This window comes from Bacillus sp. FSL R5-0659, assembly GCF_038008785.1.
Lineage (GTDB): Bacteria > Bacillota > Bacilli > Bacillales > Bacillaceae > Bacillus > Bacillus safensis.
Window position 1 is genome coordinate 972,583 of the sequence record NZ_JBBOZU010000001.1, and the last position, 21,735, is coordinate 994,317.

The 21,735-nt window shown below is 41.0% G+C and carries 26 protein-coding genes; 13 read left to right on the forward strand and 13 right to left on the reverse strand.

Annotation, left to right across the window (positions count from 1 at the left end):
• The first annotated feature begins 44 nt into the window (after positions 1 to 44).
• Complete coding sequence (locus NSQ72_RS04825) at positions 45 to 1,319, forward strand: lysine N(6)-hydroxylase/L-ornithine N(5)-oxygenase family protein (protein WP_341083413.1); 1,275 nt, start codon at positions 45 to 47, stop codon at positions 1,317 to 1,319.
• Between the two features lie 37 nt (positions 1,320 to 1,356).
• On the opposite strand, the gene NSQ72_RS04830 is transcribed toward NSQ72_RS04825, so the two are convergent.
• The 3 genes from NSQ72_RS04830 to NSQ72_RS04840 all read right to left on the reverse strand — a co-directional run bounded on the left by NSQ72_RS04830 (position 1,357) and on the right by NSQ72_RS04840 (position 3,472).
• The gene (locus NSQ72_RS04830; RefSeq protein WP_268474914.1) at positions 1,357 to 2,580 is read right to left on the reverse strand and encodes a cation:proton antiporter; all 1,224 of its coding nucleotides are present in this window, start codon (positions 2,578 to 2,580) and stop codon (positions 1,357 to 1,359) included.
• Between the two features lie 3 nt (positions 2,581 to 2,583).
• The gene (locus tag NSQ72_RS04835) at positions 2,584 to 3,081 is read right to left on the reverse strand and encodes a cation:proton antiporter regulatory subunit (RefSeq protein ID WP_047202899.1); all 498 of its coding nucleotides are present in this window, start codon (positions 3,079 to 3,081) and stop codon (positions 2,584 to 2,586) included.
• 64 nt (positions 3,082 to 3,145) lie between these two features.
• A complete protein-coding gene (locus NSQ72_RS04840; RefSeq protein WP_228285953.1) occupies positions 3,146 to 3,472 on the reverse strand; it encodes a potassium:proton antiporter in 327 nt (108 codons plus the stop codon).
• Positions 3,473 to 3,656: 184 nt separating this feature from the next.
• Between NSQ72_RS04840 and NSQ72_RS04845 the strand changes: the two genes are divergently transcribed.
• Positions 3,657 to 4,427, forward strand: coding sequence for an enoyl-CoA hydratase (locus tag NSQ72_RS04845; RefSeq protein ID WP_039177561.1), 771 nt, complete (start codon positions 3,657 to 3,659; stop codon positions 4,425 to 4,427).
• Between the two features lie 31 nt (positions 4,428 to 4,458).
• On the opposite strand, the gene NSQ72_RS04850 is transcribed toward NSQ72_RS04845, so the two are convergent.
• Positions 4,459 to 4,647, reverse strand: coding sequence for a YhzD family protein (locus NSQ72_RS04850; protein ID WP_047202901.1), 189 nt, complete (start codon positions 4,645 to 4,647; stop codon positions 4,459 to 4,461).
• 171 nt (positions 4,648 to 4,818) lie between these two features.
• Here NSQ72_RS04850 and NSQ72_RS04855 point away from each other — a divergent pair, with 171 nt between their 5' ends.
• The 4 genes from NSQ72_RS04855 (at position 4,819) to NSQ72_RS04870 (ending at position 10,193) form a co-directional block, all read left to right on the forward strand.
• A complete protein-coding gene (locus tag NSQ72_RS04855; RefSeq protein ID WP_341083420.1) occupies positions 4,819 to 6,033 on the forward strand; it encodes a metallophosphoesterase family protein in 1,215 nt (404 codons plus the stop codon).
• 16 nt (positions 6,034 to 6,049) lie between these two features.
• On the forward strand, positions 6,050 to 8,836 hold the full coding sequence (locus tag NSQ72_RS04860; RefSeq protein WP_341083422.1) for an ATP-binding protein: 2,787 nt from the start codon (positions 6,050 to 6,052) through the stop codon (positions 8,834 to 8,836).
• 62 nt (positions 8,837 to 8,898) lie between these two features.
• Positions 8,899 to 9,846 carry a 3'-5' exoribonuclease YhaM gene (yhaM, locus tag NSQ72_RS04865; RefSeq protein WP_024425447.1) on the forward strand — a complete coding sequence of 316 codons (948 nt, stop codon included), beginning with the start codon at positions 8,899 to 8,901 and terminating at the stop codon, positions 9,844 to 9,846.
• A gap of 116 nt (positions 9,847 to 9,962) precedes the next feature.
• On the forward strand, positions 9,963 to 10,193 hold the full coding sequence (locus NSQ72_RS04870; RefSeq protein ID WP_041089925.1) for a sporulation YhaL family protein: 231 nt from the start codon (positions 9,963 to 9,965) through the stop codon (positions 10,191 to 10,193).
• Between the two features lie 53 nt (positions 10,194 to 10,246).
• Here NSQ72_RS04870 and NSQ72_RS04875 read toward each other — a convergent pair whose 3' ends face one another.
• Positions 10,247 to 11,125, reverse strand: coding sequence for a peptidylprolyl isomerase (locus NSQ72_RS04875; RefSeq protein WP_039177572.1), 879 nt, complete (start codon positions 11,123 to 11,125; stop codon positions 10,247 to 10,249).
• Between the two features lie 161 nt (positions 11,126 to 11,286).
• Here NSQ72_RS04875 and NSQ72_RS04880 point away from each other — a divergent pair, with 161 nt between their 5' ends.
• Both NSQ72_RS04880 and NSQ72_RS04885 read left to right on the forward strand, forming a co-directional pair.
• Positions 11,287 to 11,373: a YjcZ family sporulation protein gene (locus NSQ72_RS04880; RefSeq protein ID WP_008361129.1), complete on the forward strand. Its 87-nt coding sequence runs from the start codon at positions 11,287 to 11,289 to the stop codon at positions 11,371 to 11,373.
• 145 nt (positions 11,374 to 11,518) lie between these two features.
• Positions 11,519 to 11,608 (forward strand): YjcZ family sporulation protein, encoded by a 90-nt coding sequence (locus NSQ72_RS04885; protein ID WP_017360317.1) that lies wholly within the window; start codon positions 11,519 to 11,521, stop codon positions 11,606 to 11,608.
• A gap of 51 nt (positions 11,609 to 11,659) precedes the next feature.
• Here NSQ72_RS04885 and NSQ72_RS04890 read toward each other — a convergent pair whose 3' ends face one another.
• Positions 11,660 to 11,845: a hypothetical protein gene (locus NSQ72_RS04890; RefSeq protein WP_072368131.1), complete on the reverse strand. Its 186-nt coding sequence runs from the start codon at positions 11,843 to 11,845 to the stop codon at positions 11,660 to 11,662.
• An 82-nt stretch (positions 11,846 to 11,927) separates the two neighbouring features.
• Positions 11,928 to 12,449, reverse strand: coding sequence for a DUF3267 domain-containing protein (locus NSQ72_RS04895; protein ID WP_039177576.1), 522 nt, complete (start codon positions 12,447 to 12,449; stop codon positions 11,928 to 11,930).
• Positions 12,450 to 12,681: 232 nt separating this feature from the next.
• On the opposite strand from NSQ72_RS04895, the gene NSQ72_RS04900 reads away from it, so the two are divergent.
• Positions 12,682 to 13,026 carry a YhaI family protein gene (locus tag NSQ72_RS04900; RefSeq protein ID WP_039177580.1) on the forward strand — a complete coding sequence of 115 codons (345 nt, stop codon included), beginning with the start codon at positions 12,682 to 12,684 and terminating at the stop codon, positions 13,024 to 13,026.
• Here NSQ72_RS04900 and NSQ72_RS04905 read toward each other — a convergent pair.
• On the reverse strand, positions 13,004 to 13,624 hold the full coding sequence (locus tag NSQ72_RS04905) for an HTH-type transcriptional regulator Hpr (protein WP_039177583.1): 621 nt from the start codon (positions 13,622 to 13,624) through the stop codon (positions 13,004 to 13,006). The genes NSQ72_RS04900 and NSQ72_RS04905 overlap by 23 nt on opposite strands.
• A 187-nt stretch (positions 13,625 to 13,811) precedes the next feature.
• Complete coding sequence (locus tag NSQ72_RS04910; RefSeq protein WP_024425453.1) at positions 13,812 to 14,168, reverse strand: YtxH domain-containing protein; 357 nt, start codon at positions 14,166 to 14,168, stop codon at positions 13,812 to 13,814.
• Positions 14,169 to 14,296: 128 nt separating this feature from the next.
• Here NSQ72_RS04910 and NSQ72_RS04915 point away from each other — a divergent pair, with 128 nt between their 5' ends.
• Positions 14,297 to 14,488, forward strand: coding sequence for a hypothetical protein (locus NSQ72_RS04915; protein ID WP_024425454.1), 192 nt, complete (start codon positions 14,297 to 14,299; stop codon positions 14,486 to 14,488).
• 49 nt (positions 14,489 to 14,537) lie between these two features.
• On the opposite strand, the gene NSQ72_RS04920 is transcribed toward NSQ72_RS04915, so the two are convergent.
• The 3 genes from NSQ72_RS04920 to NSQ72_RS04930 all read right to left on the reverse strand — a co-directional run bounded on the left by NSQ72_RS04920 (position 14,538) and on the right by NSQ72_RS04930 (position 17,050).
• Positions 14,538 to 15,056, reverse strand: coding sequence for a tryptophan transporter (locus tag NSQ72_RS04920; protein ID WP_039177586.1), 519 nt, complete (start codon positions 15,054 to 15,056; stop codon positions 14,538 to 14,540).
• 127 nt (positions 15,057 to 15,183) lie between these two features.
• Positions 15,184 to 16,263: a 3-phosphoserine/phosphohydroxythreonine transaminase gene (serC, locus tag NSQ72_RS04925; protein ID WP_341083424.1), complete on the reverse strand. Its 1,080-nt coding sequence runs from the start codon at positions 16,261 to 16,263 to the stop codon at positions 15,184 to 15,186.
• A 358-nt stretch (positions 16,264 to 16,621) separates the two neighbouring features.
• Positions 16,622 to 17,050, reverse strand: a complete 429-nt coding sequence (locus NSQ72_RS04930; RefSeq protein ID WP_024425457.1) for an HIT family protein — start codon at positions 17,048 to 17,050, stop codon at positions 16,622 to 16,624.
• 487 nt (positions 17,051 to 17,537) lie between these two features.
• Between NSQ72_RS04930 and NSQ72_RS04935 the strand changes: the two genes are divergently transcribed.
• Genes NSQ72_RS04935 through NSQ72_RS04945 form a run of 3 tightly spaced genes read left to right on the forward strand, consistent with a single transcriptional unit; the run spans position 17,538 to position 20,252 of the window.
• Positions 17,538 to 18,278 (forward strand): ABC transporter ATP-binding protein, encoded by a 741-nt coding sequence (locus tag NSQ72_RS04935; protein WP_047202605.1) that lies wholly within the window; start codon positions 17,538 to 17,540, stop codon positions 18,276 to 18,278.
• The gene (locus tag NSQ72_RS04940; RefSeq protein ID WP_039177593.1) at positions 18,271 to 19,491 is read left to right on the forward strand and encodes an ABC transporter permease; all 1,221 of its coding nucleotides are present in this window, start codon (positions 18,271 to 18,273) and stop codon (positions 19,489 to 19,491) included. The genes NSQ72_RS04935 and NSQ72_RS04940 overlap by 8 nt, the downstream gene beginning before the upstream one ends.
• 53 nt (positions 19,492 to 19,544) lie before the next feature.
• A complete protein-coding gene (locus tag NSQ72_RS04945) occupies positions 19,545 to 20,252 on the forward strand; it encodes an EcsC family protein (protein ID WP_099663106.1) in 708 nt (235 codons plus the stop codon).
• Between the two features lie 200 nt (positions 20,253 to 20,452).
• Here NSQ72_RS04945 and NSQ72_RS04950 read toward each other — a convergent pair whose 3' ends face one another.
• On the reverse strand, positions 20,453 to 21,640 hold the full coding sequence (locus tag NSQ72_RS04950; RefSeq protein WP_039177597.1) for a M20 family metallopeptidase: 1,188 nt from the start codon (positions 21,638 to 21,640) through the stop codon (positions 20,453 to 20,455).
• Between the last annotated feature and the right edge of the window lie 95 nt (positions 21,641 to 21,735).

A 21,735-nucleotide genomic window follows, 5' to 3' on the forward strand; every position in this document is an offset into this window, starting at 1 on the left:
GTAAAAGGGTATATAAGTGATAAAAAGTTAAAGCAGGTGTACATATGATAGATGTGATCGGAATTGGGGTTGGGCCTGCCAATTTAGGATTGGCCGCTTTGTTAGAGGAGTATGAGGATGTCTCATGCTGTTTTTTTGAACAGGAGTCTGAGTTTGCTTGGCATCCCGGTATGCTGATCAAAGGAACGGATTTACAAGTTTCCTTTTTAGCAGACCTTGTCACAATGGCGAATCCAAGGAGCAGGTATACCTTTTTAAATTATTTACATGAATCAAATAGACTTCACCGCTTCTATACATTTGAACAGTTTGATATCCCGCGGAGAGAATTCAATGAGTATTTATCATGGGTTGCAGGAGAGTTAGATAGCTGTCAGTTTGGGATGAAGGTAGAAGAAGTGACGGACTGCCAAGAAGGCTACCTTGTGAAAGTCAGACGATTGAAAGATGGTTCACTATCTGAGTATCGTGCAAAGCATGTCGTGCTTGGAACAGGAAGTAAACCGATGATTCCGGTCGATGTGCCTGAAGCAGCATACCCATATGTGACCCATAGCAGCCGTTATTTAGAACAGCAGAAATCACTTCACGAAGCTGAGTCGGTGGCGGTGATCGGTTCAGGGCAGAGTGCAGCCGAAATTTTCTTAGACCTGCTTCAGCATCAAAAGAAAGGCCAGCAGCTTTCGTGGTTTACGCGTTCTAGTGAATTTAGAGAACTGGAGACGGCTGAGCTTGGCCAAGAGCTTTTTACACCAAAGTATGTCGAGTATTTTCATTCGCTTCCTTATGAAGAACGTATGAACACATTGCCTAGGCTGACAGGATTAAGAAATGGCATAGATGCATCGACGCTTTCGCGCATTTATCAGGAATTGTATCATCGCTCTGTTTCAGGTGAAGAGCCATCTGTGATCATTCAGCCAATGACTGAGCTTGAAGCGATTCAAATAGGAGAGCAGCAGTCTTTGGAGCTGCACCTCAGACAGTGGCAGCTGAAGAAAGAAAAAAGCATAACAGCAGAACATGCCGTATTAGCTACAGGGTACACACCGAATATCCCTAAATGGTTTGACGCATATGAACCTTTGATTGAATGGGAAAGTGATGCGCATTTTAAAGTGACAGACGACTTCAGGCTTGTGTTCAAAGACAAGCGCTCAAATCATTTCTTTACATTCACGAATCTTGATCATTCTCATGGAACAGCGGCGACCAATTTAAAACTATCGATTTACCGCAACCAGAAAGTGATTCAAACCATTCGTGGGGGCGAGGAAGCGCCAGTCAAGCAAAAAACTGCATTTCAGCAATTTGAATAAGACATAAAAAAGGGCCCAAGCATAGGGCCCTTTTTTATTAGATCGTCGTTTCTTTTTTTACTTTTGGTTTTTCAGGTTTCCATTTGAAGATTTTGTTAAGGATTTGATAGATTTTCTTAGATTCTTTCGTTACGAGCGGTCCTAAAATCGCAAGGATTAAGACATACAATGCAGCAAAGGGCTTCAAAGTAGCGGCAAGTCCGCCCGCAATGCCAAGCTCGGCAACAATGATTGAAAACTCTCCTCTCGATACGATGGTTAATCCAATATTAGAAGAGGCTTTATGAGAAAATCCAGCTCTCCGTCCAGCAAACATTCCGGCAGTGAAGTTCCCAATTAAGGTAAGCATCACAGCGCCGATCGCAAGCCAGAAGGCATCACCCAATGTAAATGGATCAATACTGAGACCAAAGCTGAAAAAGAACATTGCTCCAAAGAAATCTCTAAACGGAACCACGAGATGCTCGATGCGGTCAGAGTGCTCTGTTTCTGAGAAAACAAGACCAAGTAAGAGAGCCCCAATAGCCTCTGCTACATGAATCGTTTCTGAGAAACCAGCGACAAAGAACAAAGCCGCAAATATCACAATGATGAACACTTCGTTCGAACGGATATCAAACAACTTGTTTAATAGTTTTGGCAGCTTTCGCGCAATGATAAAGAAAAGCATCATATAACCAAAAGCAATTAAAATAGATAATAAGGCACCGCCAACAGTAGTGGCATCTCCTAGGACAAGACCTGATACGACAGATAAATAAACGGCAAGGAAAATATCCTCAAACATAATAATCCCTAGAATTAACTCTGTTTCAGGATTTGCCGTCCGTTTCAAATCGACAAGGACTTTGGCCACAATGGCGCTGGATGAAATGGTAATCACTCCTGCCATAATGAGAATCTCAAGGAATCCAAACCCTGTGATAAAACCGTAGAGCAGTCCTAAGCTGAAGTTGATCAAAATATAAATAGATCCGCCGACTGCAATGGATTTACCAGATTTAATGAGTTTTCCGACAGAGAACTCAAGTCCAAGATAGAAAAGCAGGAACAGGACGCCCATTCTGCCAAAAAACGAAATAATCTCGGTGCTTTCGATAAATTTTAAATCAATGATCCCGATAGTTGGAGCATGCGGCCCAACAATCATTCCGAGGACAATGAGAAAAGGGATGATAGAAAATTTAATTTTATTGGCGATTAAGCTGGCGATGGCGATAAGAATAAGCGCCGTCCCAACTTCAAAGACTAAATGATCCATTCATCACTCTCCCCCTCTAGAAAGAAAATCACGTATCAATCGCTTCAAGTGTTTTCTTTCGCCCGAAATGACCATCGTATCATTTTCTTGAATAATCGAATCGGCACCAGGGTTGAGTAATTTTTCATTTGTATGTTTAATGATCGCAATCACGGTGACTTCATAATTTTGTCTCACATCTAAATCACCGAGTGTATGTCCCACCGCTTTTGCACCTTTTTCCACCTTAAACCATTCAATGATCAAGTCATTGAAGGCCATTTCAATGGTTTCTAGTGCCTGCGGTTTATACACCATACCGCCGATAATAGCAGCGATTTGCCGGGATTCAGCATCATCGAGTGAAATGGTAGACAGCACTTCATCTGGATCATCATCGTCAAAACGATAAATTTCCCGTCTGCCATCATCATGAATCACAATCGTCATCTTTTCTCTATTTCTCGTTTCAATTTCAAATTTCTTTCCGATCCCAGGAAGATCATTTTCTTTAATGTTCATTTTATCCCTCCGAATTTGATAGGCTGTGTTTTTCGTATAGTAAATACGGATGAAATAAAATGAATCAGTAGAGGTAATTAGATTGATACATAACGGGGATCGCACACTTCATTTCCAAAAAACATAGATCAATGGATAATGCAGATGATGGGGCAAGCTTTGACAGAAAAGTTTTGGCATCCGCCATTGATAATCTGTCCTTCAACAAAAGAGATGAAGCATGTTTTTTTGAAAATGAAGGTGTCTTCACAGCATTGATTTCTTCATCATAGATGGATGGAGAAATCAGGCTAGGTGTGCTCGCTTCTGCTTGTGACGCAAAAACGACATTTGAAAAAGGAGAAAACATGACGATGAAGCTAACCAATATCATGATGGAACATCTGATCAATCATCCTCCTCCTTTCAAATTTATTTTCTTTCTTATTTTACTATATAAAAATATATTTCTTGTTTCAATGATTATGCTTATTTTAGTATCAATTGATCTTGAAATTTTTTGTTTAGAGAAAAAGGTTTTACTTGATGGAAATGGAAGTAAGTTATGAGCTTTTAAACAAAAAGGGGGATGGATGATGACATATATCAATTGTCAGTTAGACGGGGATGTTTTTGAAATCGTTTTCAATAGGCCTGAAGCTTATAATTCGTTTCATGTGGACATGTTTGCTGAATTCAAAGAAGCATGTGATGCAGCGGAGGAAAGCAGTGCTAAAGTCGTTGTCATCAAGGGAGAGGGAAAAGGATTTTCAGCAGGCGGAGATATTGGGATGATGCTTAAGCAGGAAAGTGAAGAAGATTTCCATCGTGTGATGGATTTGATCGAGGGAATTACACTTTCACTAGCTAGTATGAAAAAAGTGACGATTGCGCTTGTCCACGGGTCAGCAGCAGGCCTTGCTTTTAGCTTTGCCCTAAGCTGTGACTACTTGTTTATGCATCACGATGCTAAACTTGCCATGAATTTTAATGGGGTAGGATTAATTCCAGATGGCGGGGGGCATTTTTTCCTCACAAAAAGAGTCAGTGAGCAAACCGCCAAACAATTGATTTGGAGCGGACAAAAGCTGCCGGCTGAAGAAGCGTTAAAGCTGCGCCTTGCCGACGGGCTGTTCCAAGAAGAGGTCGATACGTACCAAAAAGTGTGTGTGAAGTCGTTTATGAACATGCCGCTTCAAGCCTTTATCGAAACAAAGATGATCTATTTCCAGCAGTCAGAATCAAAGCTCTTAGCAGTTCTTCAAAAAGAGAGGGCAGCACAGGCAAGACTGAGAAAAAGTCATGATCACAAGGAAGGTATACAGGCTTTTTTAGAAAAAAGACGACCTGTCTTTCAAAAAGCATAGATGAACATAAGGCCGGCGAAAGCCGGCTTTTTTAACGTTCAAATAAAAGCAGCTTGCCTGCTTGATTAACGAGTCGATGGGAATGCTTTGTGTATTGCTGTTCCATTAAGCGATGACGCCCTAATTCCTTTGCTTTCTCGTCACTATCCGCTGTGATTTTTTCATTTAATAAAGTCTCACCCGACCGATCAAATACGGTTAAAAAGTATGTCTTCTCCATTCCTCATCTTCCTTTCCTCTGTTTTTAATGTAATTAAACATGGAATAAGACAAAACCTCTTTTTTAGCCCTTAAAAATGTGTTTTGTAGAATGAGAGTGATAGAACGTGCATTCGTAAAAATGGCATGATAAAATATGGACAATGACAGTATCGGACAAGGAGATAGACGTTTGACTAAGCTCACCTTTATTCATGCCGCAGATTTACATTTAGACAGTCCATTTGCAGGAATGTCGACTATACCTAATTCTATATTTAAGCGGCTCAAAGAAAGTACATTTCAAAGTGCTAAGAACATGTTTGATCTTGCCGTTGCGCGAGAAGTAGACTTTGTGCTGCTGAGCGGAGATTTATTTGATGAATCAAATCGCAGCCTGAAAGCACAGCTCTTTTTAAGAAACCAGTTTTTAAGACTGCAAACACATGGGATTGAAGTCTTTATTATTTATGGGAATCATGATCATTTAGGCGGTGAATGGACACCGATTGAGTGGCCTGAGAATGTACATGTCTTTTCGAGCAGTACACCAAGTGATCACTCCTATTATCGAGGGGATCAGCTTGTCGCGAGCATTTATGGGTTTAGCTATAAAGAGCGGGCTGTCTATGAAAATATGACATCTCATTATGTCAAAACGACAGATGCTGCCTATCACATTGCGATGCTTCACGGCACATTAGCCGGGCAAGAAGGCCATGATGCCTACGCCCCATTTCAGCTTCAGCAGCTCCTTTCACAAGATTTTGATTATTGGGCGCTCGGACATATACATAAAAGAGCCCTTCTGCATGAAGATCCATATATTATTTATCCTGGTAATGTGCAGGGCAGACATATAAAAGAAACGGGAGAAAAAGGCTGTTACTTGATTCACCTCTCCGAAGATTCTCACACAGCGGATTTTATCAGCTGTGCAGATATCATCTTTGAGACACTGGCAATAGACATCACAGAAACGGCTCATATGACCGATCTTGTCACACTTGTGGAAGGCAAAATCAATAAGCTGAAAGAGGAAGGCATTCCTCATTTTGTGAGAATTGAATTGATAGGTGATGCGCCTTCTTACTTTGAGCATACACAGCTTGAGGTCCTCGAAGAGCTGATGACTGTTTTTCATGAGCAGGAGGAAGATGAAGACGTGTTCGTTTGGGTGATGTCAATTGACTGCCGAACAAATGAGGATGTGATCTATCCAGAGGATTCTTTTTTGAAGGAACTCACTACAGAAATTGCACAGTTTGAGTCATATGAAGAGCTGCTTTCACCGATCAAGCGTCACCCAACCTACAGAAAGTCAGGAAAAGCGCTCACAAAAGAGGATGAAGTGGATATAAAAGAAGAAGCACAAAGGCTGCTGACGGAACAGCTGAAGCAATTATGAGAAAAGGAGAGGTATGATGAAAATACGTTCACTCCATATAGCGAATTTCGGGAAATTTTCAAATCGAACCTTTCACTTTTCTGATGACGGTTTTCAGCTAGTTTACGGCCTGAATGAATCGGGGAAAACGACATTGAAGGCGTTTATTGAGTCGATGTTATTTGGTTTTTCAAAAAACAAGATGTACAAGTCGAAACAAGGTTCTTTCTATGGCGGCTCCCTCACTTGCTTAGATGAAGAGTTAGGTGTCATTCACATTGAGAGATCGTCCGATCGAGGCGGTCAAGCACAGGTGTTTTTACCGAATGGTGAAGTGAAAGACGAAGCATTTCTGCGGACTCTTTTAAAGGGAACGGATCGCAGATTATTCCAATCAATCTACTCATTTGATGTGTTTGGACTGCAAAATGTCCAAGCCTTAAACGAAGATCAAATCGGTGAATTTCTTCTTTTCTCAAGTTTATTTGGCTCAGATGCGGCCTCCAAGATGGAGAGCAGGCTGCTTAAGCAGCAGGAGCAGCTGTTTAAACCAAATGGACGCAAGCCAGAATTAAACCAGCAGCTTGATCGTTTAAAAGAGCTGACTGGCCAGCTGAAACAAGCTAGATTGGCAGAAGGCCGTTATACAGAAAAGAAACGGGAGCATTCTGAATTCATAGAGACGATCGCAGCGCTTCAAAAGGAAATGAAGCAGACAGAAGAACAGATACAGCAGCTAACTGAACACATTCAACTTTATCCCATGATAGAGAAGAAGCTGGAGTTAAAAAAAGAATTAGCCCGTTATCCAGAACGAGTCAAACGCTTTAGATCAGAAACAGAGCATGAATTGGATAAGTTAGAATCACACCTTCACCCGAAAAAGGCTCAAATGACTGCACTAAAGCAAAAATTAGATCATTTGCAAACCACGTTGGCACAAGTTCAACCGCTTCATGACAAGGATACGTTACTGGAGATGAAGCGTGTCGTTGATGAATCTCCTCATGCTGAACGTGTCAAAAATCGCTTAGCTGAATGTAAAGCAGAACGTGATTCATTGAAACAAAAAATGGACGAAGCCGCAGTGAAGCTGAAGTGGCAGCGTTCAGTCAAGCTCGATCAGATCGACGACTCCCTTGAATTTGAGTGGGAATTAAAGGAGGCTGTCAGCCAATATGTTCGTTTAATGGACAGAAAGGCACAGCTGGATGACAGGTTTGATCATGCAAGACATGAGCTGGAAGAAGCGGAAACCGCTTTAAAAGGATTAAAGGAACAGCAGGCCAAATCGCACAGTACAGTGGAAACTGGGGAAACAAGAACAAAAGAGAAACAGGTTCATTCCCGGGCGTGGTTATTTCCTGTGATGGTGATGTTTGATGCTGCATTTCTGCTTGTCCTTTTCTTTTTAACAGAATGGTGGATTACTTTCTTATTTGCGGGATTTTCTGTTTTTGTTTTTTTTGCCATTTACCCATTTTTGAAAGCAATACAGGTGAAACAGGGAAGCGGCGTGGGAACATTCGATTCCTTCCAAGTGCAGGCAGCTTCAGCTGAAACGCTTGTGAGGCAGAAGGAGCTTTTGTACGAAAGGATCATCCGGCAATATGAAGACTGGGAGCTGGAGCTGGAACCTGTCCAGCAGCAAGTAGAGGAAAAGAAAAGACAGCTGGGCTTGTCCTCAGAGCTTTCTTTCCTTGTAGAAGCCTTCCTTATTCTGAAGCAATTAAAAACGGATACAGCGGGATATGAGGGGCTTAGCCGGGAAATAGACGAGCTTGCCGGCCAGCAATCCAATTATGAGCATAGGGTGGAAGCGTTAAGCAGTCTTCTTCAACGAAAGGAAGGCACCATTCAAGAGAATATCTTGGCCTTTCAAGAGATATTGAAAGATGAGGCGAAAAGAGAAAAAGAACGTCAGACATTGGATGTATCGATTCAACATGTGAAACAGCAGATCACGACGCTAGAAGGGGAAATTGACTATTACGAAAAACAAATGGACGCGCTTTTTCGTCAAGTAGAAGCAGAGTCCAAAAAAGATTACCAAATCCTTTCTCATTTATCGAAAGAATATCGGGAACGGCTTTCCCATTTGCAGCAGCTGAATCAAGAGCTGCATAGAAGCGGCTGCTTTGATGAGGAAGAATCGATTGTTCGCAAAGGATTGCGTCTTCTTGAAGAAGAGTGTGCAGAAGCGAAGCAGCACCTGAATAACGTACAATCGAATGCGGCAAATATGGAAAAACGCCTGGCAGAACGAGCAGTGGAAATCCGGCAAATAGAAGCTTCTGGTACGGTGTCTGATTTGACTCATCAGCTTGCAGCTGAGCAGGAGCATGCAAAGCACCTTGCGAAAAAATGGGCGGCAATTCAGCTTGTCCGCTCCGTCATTCGAGAAAAATTGAATGAGCATAAAGAAACAAGGCTGCCAGCATTGCTGCAAACAGCTTCAAGCTTTATTCAGCCGTTAACGAATGATCGATATGAAGCCATTTTATTTTCACCCGAGGATGACCGGCTGATTGTGAAAAGGGTGGATGGACGAATATTCCGCCCAGAAGAGCTCTCACAGGCAACATGTGAACAAGTCTATCTGGCGATTCGTTTTGCACTCGCCTTGTCTCATCAGCAGGAATGTCAGCTTCCGTTTATGATGGATGACAGCTTCGTTCATTTTGATCATGTTCGTCTAGGAAGAGTGCTGGAGTTGATGAATGAACTCACGCGTTTTGAAACACAGCTGTTTTATTTTACCTGTCATCAGCATATGGCGCAGGCAGCAGAAGATGGACAGATTACGAGTTTAGCAGTTGAATGATTGACAAATAATGACTTATGTTATACTTATATGAGCAGAAACATGGAAGGAGCTTTTATTGAATGGCTAAAGGGATCATGACCTATGATGTCGGCGAACAAGTTGACCTGCATTTATTAATTAAATCATCTACTAAAGGGATTGCAAGTAATGGCAAACCATTTTTAACGCTCATTCTTCAAGATCAAAGTGGAGATATTGAGGCGAAACTATGGGATGCAAAGCAGAATGATGAAATCACCTATGGCCCGCAAACCATCGTGAAGGTAGTAGGCGACATTCATCATTATCGCGGGAGGAATCAGCTGAAGCTTAGGAATATACGCCCTGTTGCTGAAAACGAGCAAATTCGAATTGATGATTTTCTCGAAACAGCTCCTATTCCAAAACACGATATGATGGATACGATTATGCAATATATCTTTGATATGAAAAACCCTAATATTCAGCGTGTTACAAGGCATTTGCTGAAGAAATATGGACAGGAATTTGCTGATTATCCAGCAGCGACAAAAAATCATCATGAATTTGTCTCTGGACTCGCCTACCACGTCGTGTCCATGCTGCATTTAGCAAAATCCATTGTTGACCTATATCCATCACTAGATCGAGATCTTTTATATTCAGGCATCATTCTTCATGATTTAGGGAAAGTAAAAGAGCTTTCAGGTCCAGTCTCTACCACATATACAGTGGAAGGGAATTTAATTGGCCACATTTCCATCATGGTGACAGAAATTGCGAAAGCGGCAGAAGAGCTTAGCATTGATTCAGAAGAAATTCTCATTTTACAGCACTTAGTCCTAAGTCATCATGGAAAAGGAGAGTGGGGAAGCCCGAAACCACCAATGGTGAAAGAGGCTGAAATTCTCCACTATATTGATAATTTAGATGCGAAAATGAACATGATGGATCGTGCGCTTGAGCATGTGAAACCAGGAGAATATACAGAACGTATTTTTGCTCTTGAGAATCGTTCGTTTTATAAACCAACTTTCCATCACGAATAATCATGTCAAAACGTCCGTTTATGCGGGCGTTTTTTTCATAACTTGTCTTCTTTTCGCATAAGCATGTAACACAAAGGAAGAGAGGAATGTCCTTAAGAAAAGGAGGCGATGAAAAAATGTTGTTTTTTCCGTGGTGGGTGTATGCCTGTATCATCGGCATTATTTTCTGTGCGTATAAATTAATGACAACAGCCAAAGAGGAGCAAGAAATTGATCAATCCTTTATTGAAAAGGAAGGAGAAATTTTTATCGAGCGAATGGAACAGGAAAGAGAGCGCAGACGTCAGGATCAGCAGGTGAAAAGATCACAGGATACTGCGGCACATGAAGATCATTCGATTGCTTAATCTAGTCATACAAAAACCCCTCTGCACGATGATGGCAGAGGGGTTTTTTGTGATTACTGTTGAGTCTGCTGATTTTGTGCAGGCTGTTCAGATTTTTCTTTGAACGTTTTTTCAAGCTCTTTATCTTTTACTTTCACATCAGCATCTTTTACTAATTTGTTTAAGATGTTTTGGATTTCATTTGTGTCTGCTTGTTTTTGGTCAAGCAGTTCTTTTTTCAAGTCCGCTTTCATGTCATCATATTTACCACGTTCTTCGGTCTTTTTAATGATATGGTAGCCGAATTGGGATTTTACTGGCTTACTGATTTCATTTACTTTTAGTTTGAAAGCAGCCTTACTGAAGTTCTCGTCCATTTGGCCTTCTTTTGCGAACCAGCCTACATCGCCGCCTTGTGCAGCTGAAGCAGTATCAGTTGAATATTCAGAGACAAGGGCATCCCATTTTTCACCTTTATCTAATTTCTTTTCCACTTCGTCAGCTGTTTTCTTATCAGCTACTAAAATATGGCTTGCGCGGATTTTCCCTTTAAGGTCATCGTAATACGCTTTGACTTCTTTATCAGTGATTTTGATGTTAGCTTTGGCAGCCTTTTGAGTCAGCAGCTCATATTTCACTTGATCTTTGATGTAATCTTTACCGAATTCATCTTGAAGCTGTTTTAAACGATCTTCACCAAGTGTCTTTTTATATTCTTCCAATTTCTTATCGATTTCTTTATCGGATACTTTGTATTTGTCAGCAAGAACCTTTTGTTGAACAAGTAGGTTTAGAGCATCTCCACCTGCTTGTTTCTTAAGAGTTGTATAAAGTTCTCCTTTTGTGACATCTCCTGATTTTGTTGTTGCGATTACATCTTTATCACCGCTACTGCATGCGCCAAGAGTTAAAACACTTACTGCTGTTACAGCTGCTAAAGCCATTTTTTTCATTCAAAAAACACTCCTAATCTTTCCAATTTATTTATCATTGCTTGTATCATAACATATTGTGACATGCTGTAAAAAGAAATGCAAATGGAAGGGCATTCGTCTAGTCAAAAAATTGCGCGCGACATACACATATAGTGATCACAAAAAGGAGGCTGAATTATATGGGAGCAGGATATTCTAATGGGTTTGCTTTATTGGTCGTGCTATTCATTTTGCTGATCATCGTTGGTGCAGCATATCTTTATTAATTAAATCGCTGTGACAGAAGGGAGCCGTCCTGCCGTGCGTGAGGGCGGTTCTTTTTTCAAACGATGACAGGTGCCTAAACGCTTTTTATTTTTCTGCATACACTGAGCTTAGAACAGAGGAAGAACTGGCAGGAGGTGTTTTTACATGGGAGGAGAAGTCTTTGCTGGCGGTTTTGCACTAGTCGTCGTATTATTCATCTTATTGATCATCATCGGTGCATCTTGGATTTGCTAATTAAAATATACACAAAAAGCTGCCCTCAAACTGGCAGCTTTTGCTTTGATCTTAAATGGAAATGGTAATTTCAACAAATGATGAGATAAGTAAGATCAGTATTGATACATTGATAAAGCGAAACACCTTATCTTGCCGTTCTTCAGGAATCTCTCTGACAAGGCATAATGTATTAGTAAGCCTGTTTATTGAATACACAATAAACGCGGCAAAGACGATGAAGTAAAATAAAACTATCGGAGATCCCCCCTCTCTATGCTATTCCCATACTACATTACCAAATTTTTTATGAAAAAGATAGAAGTTGGCTTTAAAAACCTCATGATGAGGAAGTTTGGTCAACTAAAATATCAAACTCGTCTTGAGCTTGATCGATGATGCAGGATTTAGGTGCTTTGAGCAGCTTCCATGCAAATAAAAAGTCAGGCAAACAATAGCCTGCATGTATACTTGCGATGATGATAAAATAGTGTGCGTACATAGGAAACGCCACGCCTAATACAAAGTAAACCGGTGAGATGACACAAAACGGGCTGAGAAGTGAAAAAAGCATCACTTTCTTAGGCACGCGCTGCCAGCAATTTCGTTTCATAAATAGCGTCATTTTTTTCTTATTTTTCATCACTGGGATCAAGTGAACCACACGGTGGACAAGCAATGTCACAAGTAAGAGCACGGCAAAAAGCGGTGCGTTATGGCTGCTTAGCCTCGTTTCAGGATGAGTCAGTTGAAAACATAAAAATGCCATAATGAAAAAAAGGATAGCAAGACTTATGGCAGAAATCATCATTCTCGTATAACCATAATCCTTTTCAAGATTAATGGTCTTCCAACAATTCATTTTTCATCCTTCCAATCTAAAAATCGAATTGAATATCTCAAGATAATTTACTCTTCCTGAGGATAAAAATCAATGGTTTTGATGAAAAAAAATAAAATGCTGCCTTCAAATGGAATAAAGAGAGGAAACTTTGGATTTTTCAAGAAAAAAGAACAGAAGGGGGAGGTTCGTCTCTTTCGTCAATGAGTAATTTCGGCTAAAATAGAAGGACTAAGAGAAAGAGGGAACGTACATGAGTATTGAGGAACGAATGAGCCAGCTTGAATATTATATGGAACTTTTATTGACGGCAACCGATATGAGCCGTTATCCATATTATGCGTTATTGATCAGGCAGCGTGTATCGAAAGAAGAGGCAGAGGGAATTGAGCGTATTTGTGCTGAGCTTTCAGAGGAAATGGATAAGCAAAAAGCACAAGGCTACGTCATGTTTGACGATCTCCTCGCGCTTTTTGCGGGACAATTAATTGAAAAGCTGGATGTTCATGAGACCATATTTGCTTTGCATGATCAAGGACTATTTCAGCCGTTAATGAATGAATTTATAAAGATCATTAAACAATTTGATTTGTGTTAGCCGCTTTTTCTGCTGCCTCAGCTGAGTTTTCAAGTTCCTCAGTCTTTTTCGTGACTTTTCCTCGCTCATTCAAAAAGTCCTTCTCAATGTTTGAAAACGATTTCTCAAAAATCTCCATGAAATCCTGACCATAAATGTTTCGGATGATGCACATCATTTCTAAAATCTCAGGGAATTTTCCGTAAATGTCATGAAGCGGCTGTGCGCCTTTGACAATACCAGTTCGTGCCGGGTCAAAATCTTCGAGTAGTTTATGGAATGTCTCTTCGCCTTTTGGCGTTAGCTCAATATACGTATTGCGTTTATCGTTTAACTTTTTAGAAAATTTTAAAAATCCTCGTTCCTCCAGTTTCTTGGAGAAGTTAAACGCCGTTGATACATGCATGACGCCAAACTTTGCAATTTCTGATATTGAAGCTCCTTTTAATTGATACGCAATCCATAAAATATGATGTTCATTGATATTTAGGTTATACGGTTTGATCCACTGCTGCCAGTCCTTTTCAATGGATTTCCAAAGAGCTTTGCTCAATTGGGCCATTCTTTGACTGAATAAAAGTGCTTCTTTTACATCGAAAGGCTGTTCCGAATGATTCATCCATTTCACCTACTTCTCTTTTTCTTGTAATTCTATTATGCCAATAAAATAAAGATTAATAAAGCTGAAAATTCAAGAATTTTTAAAAGTCATGAAAAACATTGACAAAATAACCTTTTTTCAACAAAAAAAGTGCGGGATACGCACCCCGCACACTTTTGTAAACGAATATTTTTTTGTGAGTATATTAGTTTTGTAAGGTTTTCTCCAGTTGTTTGAGCTTTTCCTCAATTTCCTGAATTTCCTTTTGTAAGTCCTGCTGATGAGGTTTGATTTCTTCGCGCCATTGCTGAATCGATGTTTGCAATTCAGATCCGACTTCTTTAATCACCTCTGCGCTTTCTTTTGCTGTTTCCACAATTTGCTCTTTTAAAGCTTGTCCATCTCTTTTTAATTTTGTCAGCGTATCTTCGAATTTGTCATAGCCGTCTTTCACTTTTCCGCGCACATCTCTGCCAGAAGAGGGAGTCGTCAGGAGCACTGCCGCACCTCCGAGGAGACCGCCTACAAATAATCCTGTTAATAAAGAACGTCCACTAGCCATTCAAATCACCTCTAGTCAAATTTTACACATTCGCATGTTCTCTCTGAGCTGACGATCAGCTTCATTGAACTTCCATACATAGCTTGCTTTATTTTAGCATACTTTTGAAGAAAAGGGAGGGGAGAAGGTTGTCTGTCTTTCTGTTCGTTTTTATGTGTATCGTCATCGTTTTTACAGGTGGTTCTATTCATTATGCAAGACAGCTTGGGTATGCAGGGTCTTATCCGCCAAAACATGTCTTAAAGCAAAAAGCACTTGTGTGTGCGGCAGGTGCAGGGATTTCGCTCCTCATTTTGCTGCTGACCCTTTTTCTTTTATAAAAGCATGAAAAAAACCTCTTCATCTATCATGAAGAGGTTCGGTTATTCGTTAAGCAACTTCTATCATTCTTGCACGTCTCAGAATGGACTGAGCAATTGGGAAGACAAATACCATAGCGATGGTATTAATCACAGCAGCTGGCAGGACGACGCCCACAAGAAGTGCCGGTAATGCAGCTGGCAGTCCAGTGATCAGTAAAGCGGCAGATAAGAAAATCACGCCGGATACGATGGTTCCAATCGCAGTTAACACAGCGGTCAGCACCACTTTGTTCTTTATCTTCGAGCAAGATAAGAAAAGGGCTAGGAAGATAAAGGCTGTCACTGGCTTATCAATCATATTCGGAATTTGTCCGCCTGGGAATCCCGTTGTTAATGCAGAAATGACTCCAGTCACTAGCGCAATCACGACGACATGCTGAACCTTTGGGAAAAGGATGATGCTTAAAAACATCATGACCAGCATCATATCAGGTTTCATTCCGAAAAAGATGGGCGGGAAAATCGTATGCAAAACAGCTCCCATTGCTGCAAGCAATGACATAATCACTAATTCTTTTGTTTTCATTTCTATGCTCTCCTCTGCTAAGCTCTTATAGGACTCTCCAATAATATGGCTCATCATTTATTGCAAGAGTCATGACTTTATATTTCTCGTTATTATAACAAATTTATTTCCCTATAGAAAAGCCTTTTTACTCATTTTCTTGCTGGAACTTTTTCATAAAGTCCGCAAGCTTTTGGCAGTCTTCAATTGAGACCGCATTGTAAATAGATGCTCTGCATCCACCGACAGAACGGTGGCCGGCAAGTCCAACCATTTGCTCTTGCTTTGCTTTTTCCACAAAGGAAGAAGTAAGTGCATCATCGCGAAGAGTAAAGGTGACATTCATATGCGAACGGCTGTCAGCACGCGCATGTCCTTGATAAAAACCGCCGCTTTGATCAATTGTATCGTAGAGAATGCCTGCTTTTTGTTCATTGCGTTTTTCCGCTGCTTCTACACCGCCAGCTTGTTTAACATGCTCAAGGACAAGCGACAGCATATAAATCGCAAAAGTCGGTGGTGTGTGATAAAGAGAGTTAGCTTTTGCGTGTGTTGAATATTTTAATATTTTTGGCGTACTGCTTTTCTCTTTCTCTAATAAACGTTTACGTGCGATCACAATCGTGATGCCAGAAGGCCCTAGGTTTTTTTGTGCCCCGGCATAAATGAGATCAAATGAAGAAACGTCTATTTTTTTGCTGAGAATATCACTGGACATATCCGCAATGAGCGGAAATGACGTTTGTGGGAACGTTTTCCACTGTGTGCCGAAGATCGTATTGTTTGATGTGATGTGTAAGTAAGCGCCATCTGTTAAACCGGAAGCATCTACTTCTGGAATATACGAGTAGTTGTCATCTTCACTTGAAGCAAAGACAGATGTCTGACCAAACCCTTTTGCTTCTGACAAGGCTTTTTCTGACCAAGCGCCTGTTTGAATGAAATGAGCTGTTTCGCCTTCATGTAAGAAATTCATAGGAATCATCGCAAATTGAAGACTAGCTCCGCCTTGTAAAAAGAGGACTTCATAATCTTCAGGAATGTCCATCAGTTCCACCAAAAGCGCTTTTGCTTTATTGTGGACTTCTTCATATTCACTGCTGCGATGAGAAAGCTCCATCACAGACATCCCAGTTTGTTTAAAATCAACAAGTTCTTCCTGTGCTTTTTGAAGCACTTCTAGCGGCAGTGCCGCCGGACCAGCATTAAAATTTGTCGTTCGCTTCATCACAATCTCTCCCTATTTCTCGCGTTAATGGATCAAAAGATAAAACCATCCTATCACAAATTTGAAGCATTTGGACAAAAAATTTGAATCGTTCAAAATATCTTACTATTAAGAGATGAAAGCGATGAAAAGGGGCAAAAATAAGAAAAACCTCATCTGTTAAGATGAGGTACAGATTGTTGACAAAGGGCTAAAATGATCTTGATTTTAGCCCTTTGTCTTCTTTTCAGCCTGATAGAAAACCTTTGAAGTCTAGGAAGGACGAGTACCGGAGCGGAGCGAATTTGACATTCGTGAGCACCGGCACGCAGACCTGACACCGAATGCGAGGGTTTGTCTACATGCTGAACCTCATCTGTTAAGATGAGGTAAGCCGCGTGTGGATGGCAGAAGAAATGTCTTTTAAATCCTCTGACGTGTATTGATCTTGATGTGATTTCCATACGGCACCAAAGCCATCACCTTTGCCGTAGCGCGGAATGATATGCATATGGTAATGGAACACCGATTGACCAGCTTTTTCACCGTTGTTGTTCAGGAGGTTTAACCCGATTGGTTCAAATTCCTGTTTGATCGCCCTTGCAATTTTCGGAATCGCTTGGAAGTAGTGGTTAGACACTTCTGGTGTCATCTCATAGATATTTTCTTTATGTATTTTCGGGATTACAAGTGTATGTCCTTTTGTTACTTGGCTGATATCAAGAAAAGCCAATACATGCTCGTCTTCATATACTTTTGCACATGGAATGTCTCCATCAATGATCTTGCAAAAAATGCAGTCGCTCACGCCATGTCACTCCTCATTATTTTTCCTTTATCGTATCACAAAAAGAAGCAAAAAAGAAAACAGGACAAGCGAACTCCTTTGGTCGCTCATCCTGCTCCTGCAGAAGAAATGCTGATGCTTTCATTCGATATGCCTTTTGAATTCTCTATTTACTGAAATAAAGAATTCATATGCCTGCTATTTCTGCCGTAAACACCTCATTTGACGTTTTGGTTTGTCGTATACATATTGTATAGGACACAAAAATCAAGAATCAGTGAAGCAAAACAGAAGCTAAGGTTTTTAGATGAAAAACCAACTTGTCATGCGGTTCTTTGCCTTTAACAAACACCTCATTTACTTATTGGTCATCAAGTTCATTTCTTCTACATACATTATGATGACCATAGCGCCTATTTTTTATTCATGACTCGTCTATAGGTAAACATTTCAAATTATCATTCGTTTTTGTTACTATAAAGGAAAAAAGAAAGAAAGGAACGAATTCATGTCCCTTCTCACTGTAAAAGATGTAACGGGTGGATATACGAAGAATCCCGTTCTAAAAAATATTTCATTTGAATTAGAAAGAAATCAAATCGTCGGTCTCATTGGCTTAAACGGGGCGGGAAAAAGTACAACCATCCGCCATATTATCGGGCTTATGAAACCGCATAAAGGTGTCATTGAATTGAATGGACGAACCCTTCAAGACGACCAAGAGGCGTATCGTTCACAATTTACATTTATTCCTGAGACACCTGTTTTATATGAAGAATTAACGTTAAAAGAGCATTTAGAGCTGACAGCGATGGCTTACGGTCTATCGAAGGAACAATTAGACGAACGGCTGCCGTCGTTGCTGAAAGAATTTCGGATGGAGAAACGGCTGAAATGGTTCCCTGCTCATTTTTCAAAAGGAATGAAGCAGAAGGTCATGATTATGTGTGCATTCCTTGTGGAACCAGAGCTGTATATCATCGATGAACCGTTTTTAGGGCTTGATCCTCTTGCGATCAATGCACTGCTTGAACGGATGAATGCTGCGAAGAAAAGCGGTGCTAGTGTCCTGATGTCAACGCATATTTTAGCGACAGCTGAGCGCTATTGTGATTCCTTTATTATTTTGCACGAAGGGGAAATCAGAGCGAAAGGAACACTGGCAGAGCTGAGAGAACAGTTCAATATGAGAGATGCGACACTCGATGATCTTTATTTGGAATTAACAAAGGAAGAAAACTATGAGTAAAACAACGCTTACTATTTGGAAATCAAGATTAGAGGAACACATACAAGAAACAAGAAAATACTTAAAATACATGTTCAACGATCATCTTGTCATTGTGCTCATTTTTTTCCTTGCAGGCGGAGCAAGCTGGTACAGCAGTTGGCTCAAACAGATTCCGGCTCACTTCCCATCCTACTGGGTGATGGCAGTTGTTTTCTCGTTAGTACTTACAAGCTCATACGTACGTACGTTAATTAAAGAAGCCGATCTCGTGTTTTTACTTCCTTTAGAAGGGAAGATGGAGCCTTACTTAAAACAAGCTTTTAACTTTAGCTTCATTTCTCAGCTGTTTCCTCTCATTGCTGTATCCATTGTCGCACTTCCGCTTTATTCGGCAGTGTCTTCAGGAGGTATCACGGGGTATGTGCTGATACTGGCGCAAATGATTTTGATAAAGGGTTTGAATACAGCCATTCAATGGAGAATGACTTATTTTCAAGGAAAACATGTGAGATGGCTCGATGCAGCCCTTCGTTTTCTATTAAATATGATGTTGATCTACACCGTCTTACAGGCAGCCTATGTGATTGCAATCGTTTTTTATCTTATCTACGGTGTCTATCTCGTCTACTTAACAAATGCAGTGAAAAAACAGCCTTTTCAATGGGAACTGCATATTTCTGATGAATTAAAACGGAAGCAGCGTTTTTATCGTTTGGCAAACTTATTCACCGATGTGCCTCACTTAAAGAAACAGGTGAAAAGAAGAGCATACATGGACTGGATGTTGAAGTTTGTTCCTTATGATCAGCGTAAAACTTTTTCTTATATGTATGTGAGGGCGTTTGTACGCTCAAATGACTATTTTGGTCTGGTGTTTAGATTAACAGCCGTGTTTGTCCTGATTATTTTGTATACAGGTGCAGCAGGCTGGGTGGGTGCGTTGCTTGTCTTGTTCACAGTATTTATCACAGGTGTACAGCTTGTGCCTTTAACGAAGCACTTTGCTCATCTTTCATTACAGGCACTTTATCCAGTTTCTCAAAAAGAAAAGGATCGAAGCTTTTTTGTTCTCGTCCGTAATGTGCTCATCATCCAATCGATATTGCTGAGCTGTGCGGTACTTCCAGCAGGAGGCTGGCAGGGAAGCGGACTTGCCCTTCTCATTTCTGTAGCGTTTGTGCTTGTCCTCTTTAAGCCTTACGTACAAAGTAGGTTAAAAAAGATGAGATAAGTGGAGATATGTTTTTTACAACGCGCGTATGATGACATCTAGGAGGGGACCGGATGAATGCAGCTGAACGGGAGTTGTATGAAGAAGCCATTCTTTTTCAAACACGTTTTTTAAGAAAACCTTCAAAGATCGAACGGTTTTCAAAAGGAGTTCAGCAGCAGGTGAACCGCCGAATTCCTGCCAGGTTTCATCAAGTCATCACAAGTGCAGTCAAAACAATGGTTGAATCCACCGTATCAGGATCACACTTCACTTCATTTTCAGTGATTGATGAACAATTATCTCTTGTAGAACGAAATGAACTGGCAAAGGATAAAGTGAAGTATTACCAAAAGGCGGCTGCCGTCGAAGGGATTGGAACAGGTGCAGGCGGTTTATTCCTCGGAATGGCAGACTTTCCGCTGCTGCTGAGCATAAAGATGAAATGCCTTTATGAGCTGGCGTGTATTTACGGCTTTGATTTATCTCAAAAGGAAGAAAGACTCTTTTTGCTCTGTATATTTCAACTCGCTTTTTCCAGCAGTGCACATCGTCAAAAAATGATGAAGATCATAGATGATTGGGAAACGAGCCGAGAGGAAATGGATTGGTACAGCTTTCAGCAGGAGTATCGAGATTACATTGATCTTGTGAAGCTGTTTCAATTAATGCCGGTCGTCGGAGCCGCTGTTGGCGGCGTGGCAAATCATCAGCTGACAGGACAGCTCGGAGAGGTCGCACGCCATGTGTTTCATTTACGGATATTGAAAGATATGAAATAGAAAAGCCGCTGAGGACAGGGGCTTCAGATTGTTGACAAAGGGCTAAAATAATTTTTATTTTAGCCCTTTGTCTTCTTTTCAGCACAGCGTGATAGAAAAAACCTTTTCAGTCTAGGAAGGACGAGCACCGGAGCGCAGACCTGAAACCGAATGCGAGGGTTTGTCTACACGCTGAAACCGCTGAGGACAGCGGCTTTTTTTTATTCATTGTAGGAAAGAACGGCGTTAGCGAGTACCTTTGCTGCGACAGGCATTGCTTTTTCGTTGATATCGAACTTTGGATGATGATGTGGATACACATCCTGGCTGTTTTCCGGCATGGCGCCTGTGTAGAAGAAGGTGCCAGGGACATGCTGAAGGTAGTAAGCAAAGTCTTCTCCGCCCATTTGGGTTTCCGCTTCTTTTACTTCTGTTACACCTTCCGTCTGTTCTGCGACGTCCGCAATATATTCAGTCGGCTTCGGGTGGTTTTTGACAGCTGGATATCCTCTCACATATTCATATGTGTAGGAAGCATCATGCATCTGACACACCCCTTTTACCACCTGTTCAATTTCTCGTTCGATGATATGCCGTGCACTTTCTTCAAAGGATCGTGCAGTACCAGTTAAAACAGCTGAATCTGCAATGACGTTAAAGGCATTCTCTGCGACAAAACCTCCAACAGAAACAACAGCAGAATCAATCGGATTGACTTTACGGGCAACGACTTGCTGCAGGTTTGCGACGATTTGTGAACCGATGAGTACGGCATCTTTTGTTAAATGAGGCTGGGCACCGTGTCCGCCTTTCCCTTGGACTTGAATAGAGAAACGATCGGCGGCTGCCATAAAGTTTCCACTTTTATAAAGAATCGTGCCACAAGGCTCTGAAGACCAAAGGTGCGTACCAAATATCACATCGACACCGTCTAAACAGCCGTCTTCAATCATTGGTTTTGCACCGCCGGGAGCATATTCTTCCGCATGCTGATGAATGAGGACGATCTTTCCTTTTAATTGGTCACGATGTGTATGCAAAACTTTTGCTAATACAAGAAGTGTCGCAGTATGTCCATCGTGACCGCACGCATGCATCACTCCAGGTTTTGTTGATTTGTAAGGTACATCTTTTTCATCGTGGATGGGAAGTGCATCAAAATCAGCTCTGAGGGCAATGGTTGGCCCCGGAGAAGCTCCTTCGATAAAAGCGAGTACGCCATGACCGCCCACCTGAGTACGCGTAGGGATTTGTAATGTATCATAGTAGCTGGCGATGAAAGCGGCTGTTTCTTCTTCCTGAAAAGAAAGTTCAGGATTCATATGGAGATGGCGTCTAATTTCAACCATTTCCTCATAATGTTCATCAAGACGTTCATTGATGCTTTTCTGTAAAGTGGATATTGTCATTGAATCGAAAACCTCCTTCATGCTCTTTTACTGATTGTATGGTAATTGTTAGAATCTTTCAACAGAAGAGGATTTCGTGGTCAGTATCAAAAGGT

Coding starts and splice junctions, on each gene's coding strand:
- NSQ72_RS04895 (WP_039177576.1), bottom strand. CDS start 12,449: ATGAATTGTTGGAAGACCATTAATCTTGAAAAGGATTATGGTTATACG.
- NSQ72_RS04830 (WP_268474914.1), bottom strand. CDS start 2,580: ATGGATCATTTAGTCTTTGAAGTTGGGACGGCGCTTATTCTTATCGCC.
- NSQ72_RS04940 (WP_039177593.1), top strand. CDS start 18,271: ATGAGTAAAACAACGCTTACTATTTGGAAATCAAGATTAGAGGAACAC.
- NSQ72_RS04825 (WP_341083413.1), top strand. CDS start 45: ATGATAGATGTGATCGGAATTGGGGTTGGGCCTGCCAATTTAGGATTG.
- NSQ72_RS04900 (WP_039177580.1), top strand. CDS start 12,682: ATGAGTATTGAGGAACGAATGAGCCAGCTTGAATATTATATGGAACTT.
- NSQ72_RS04920 (WP_039177586.1), bottom strand. CDS start 15,056: ATGAAAACAAAAGAATTAGTGATTATGTCATTGCTTGCAGCAATGGGA.
- NSQ72_RS04950 (WP_039177597.1), bottom strand. CDS start 21,640: ATGACAATATCCACTTTACAGAAAAGCATCAATGAACGTCTTGATGAA.
- NSQ72_RS04870 (WP_041089925.1), top strand. CDS start 9,963: ATGTTGTTTTTTCCGTGGTGGGTGTATGCCTGTATCATCGGCATTATT.
- NSQ72_RS04850 (WP_047202901.1), bottom strand. CDS start 4,647: ATGGAGAAGACATACTTTTTAACCGTATTTGATCGGTCGGGTGAGACT.
- NSQ72_RS04945 (WP_099663106.1), top strand. CDS start 19,545: ATGAATGCAGCTGAACGGGAGTTGTATGAAGAAGCCATTCTTTTTCAA.
- NSQ72_RS04910 (WP_024425453.1), bottom strand. CDS start 14,168: ATGGCTAGTGGACGTTCTTTATTAACAGGATTATTTGTAGGCGGTCTC.
- yhaM (WP_024425447.1), top strand. CDS start 8,899: ATGGCTAAAGGGATCATGACCTATGATGTCGGCGAACAAGTTGACCTG.
- serC (WP_341083424.1), bottom strand. CDS start 16,263: ATGAAGCGAACGACAAATTTTAATGCTGGTCCGGCGGCACTGCCGCTA.
- NSQ72_RS04875 (WP_039177572.1), bottom strand. CDS start 11,125: ATGAAAAAAATGGCTTTAGCAGCTGTAACAGCAGTAAGTGTTTTAACT.
- NSQ72_RS04880 (WP_008361129.1), top strand. CDS start 11,287: ATGGGAGCAGGATATTCTAATGGGTTTGCTTTATTGGTCGTGCTATTC.
- NSQ72_RS04885 (WP_017360317.1), top strand. CDS start 11,519: ATGGGAGGAGAAGTCTTTGCTGGCGGTTTTGCACTAGTCGTCGTATTA.
- NSQ72_RS04935 (WP_047202605.1), top strand. CDS start 17,538: ATGTCCCTTCTCACTGTAAAAGATGTAACGGGTGGATATACGAAGAAT.
- NSQ72_RS04835 (WP_047202899.1), bottom strand. CDS start 3,081: ATGAACATTAAAGAAAATGATCTTCCTGGGATCGGAAAGAAATTTGAA.
- NSQ72_RS04860 (WP_341083422.1), top strand. CDS start 6,050: ATGAAAATACGTTCACTCCATATAGCGAATTTCGGGAAATTTTCAAAT.
- NSQ72_RS04845 (WP_039177561.1), top strand. CDS start 3,657: ATGACATATATCAATTGTCAGTTAGACGGGGATGTTTTTGAAATCGTT.
- NSQ72_RS04905 (WP_039177583.1), bottom strand. CDS start 13,624: ATGAATCATTCGGAACAGCCTTTCGATGTAAAAGAAGCACTTTTATTC.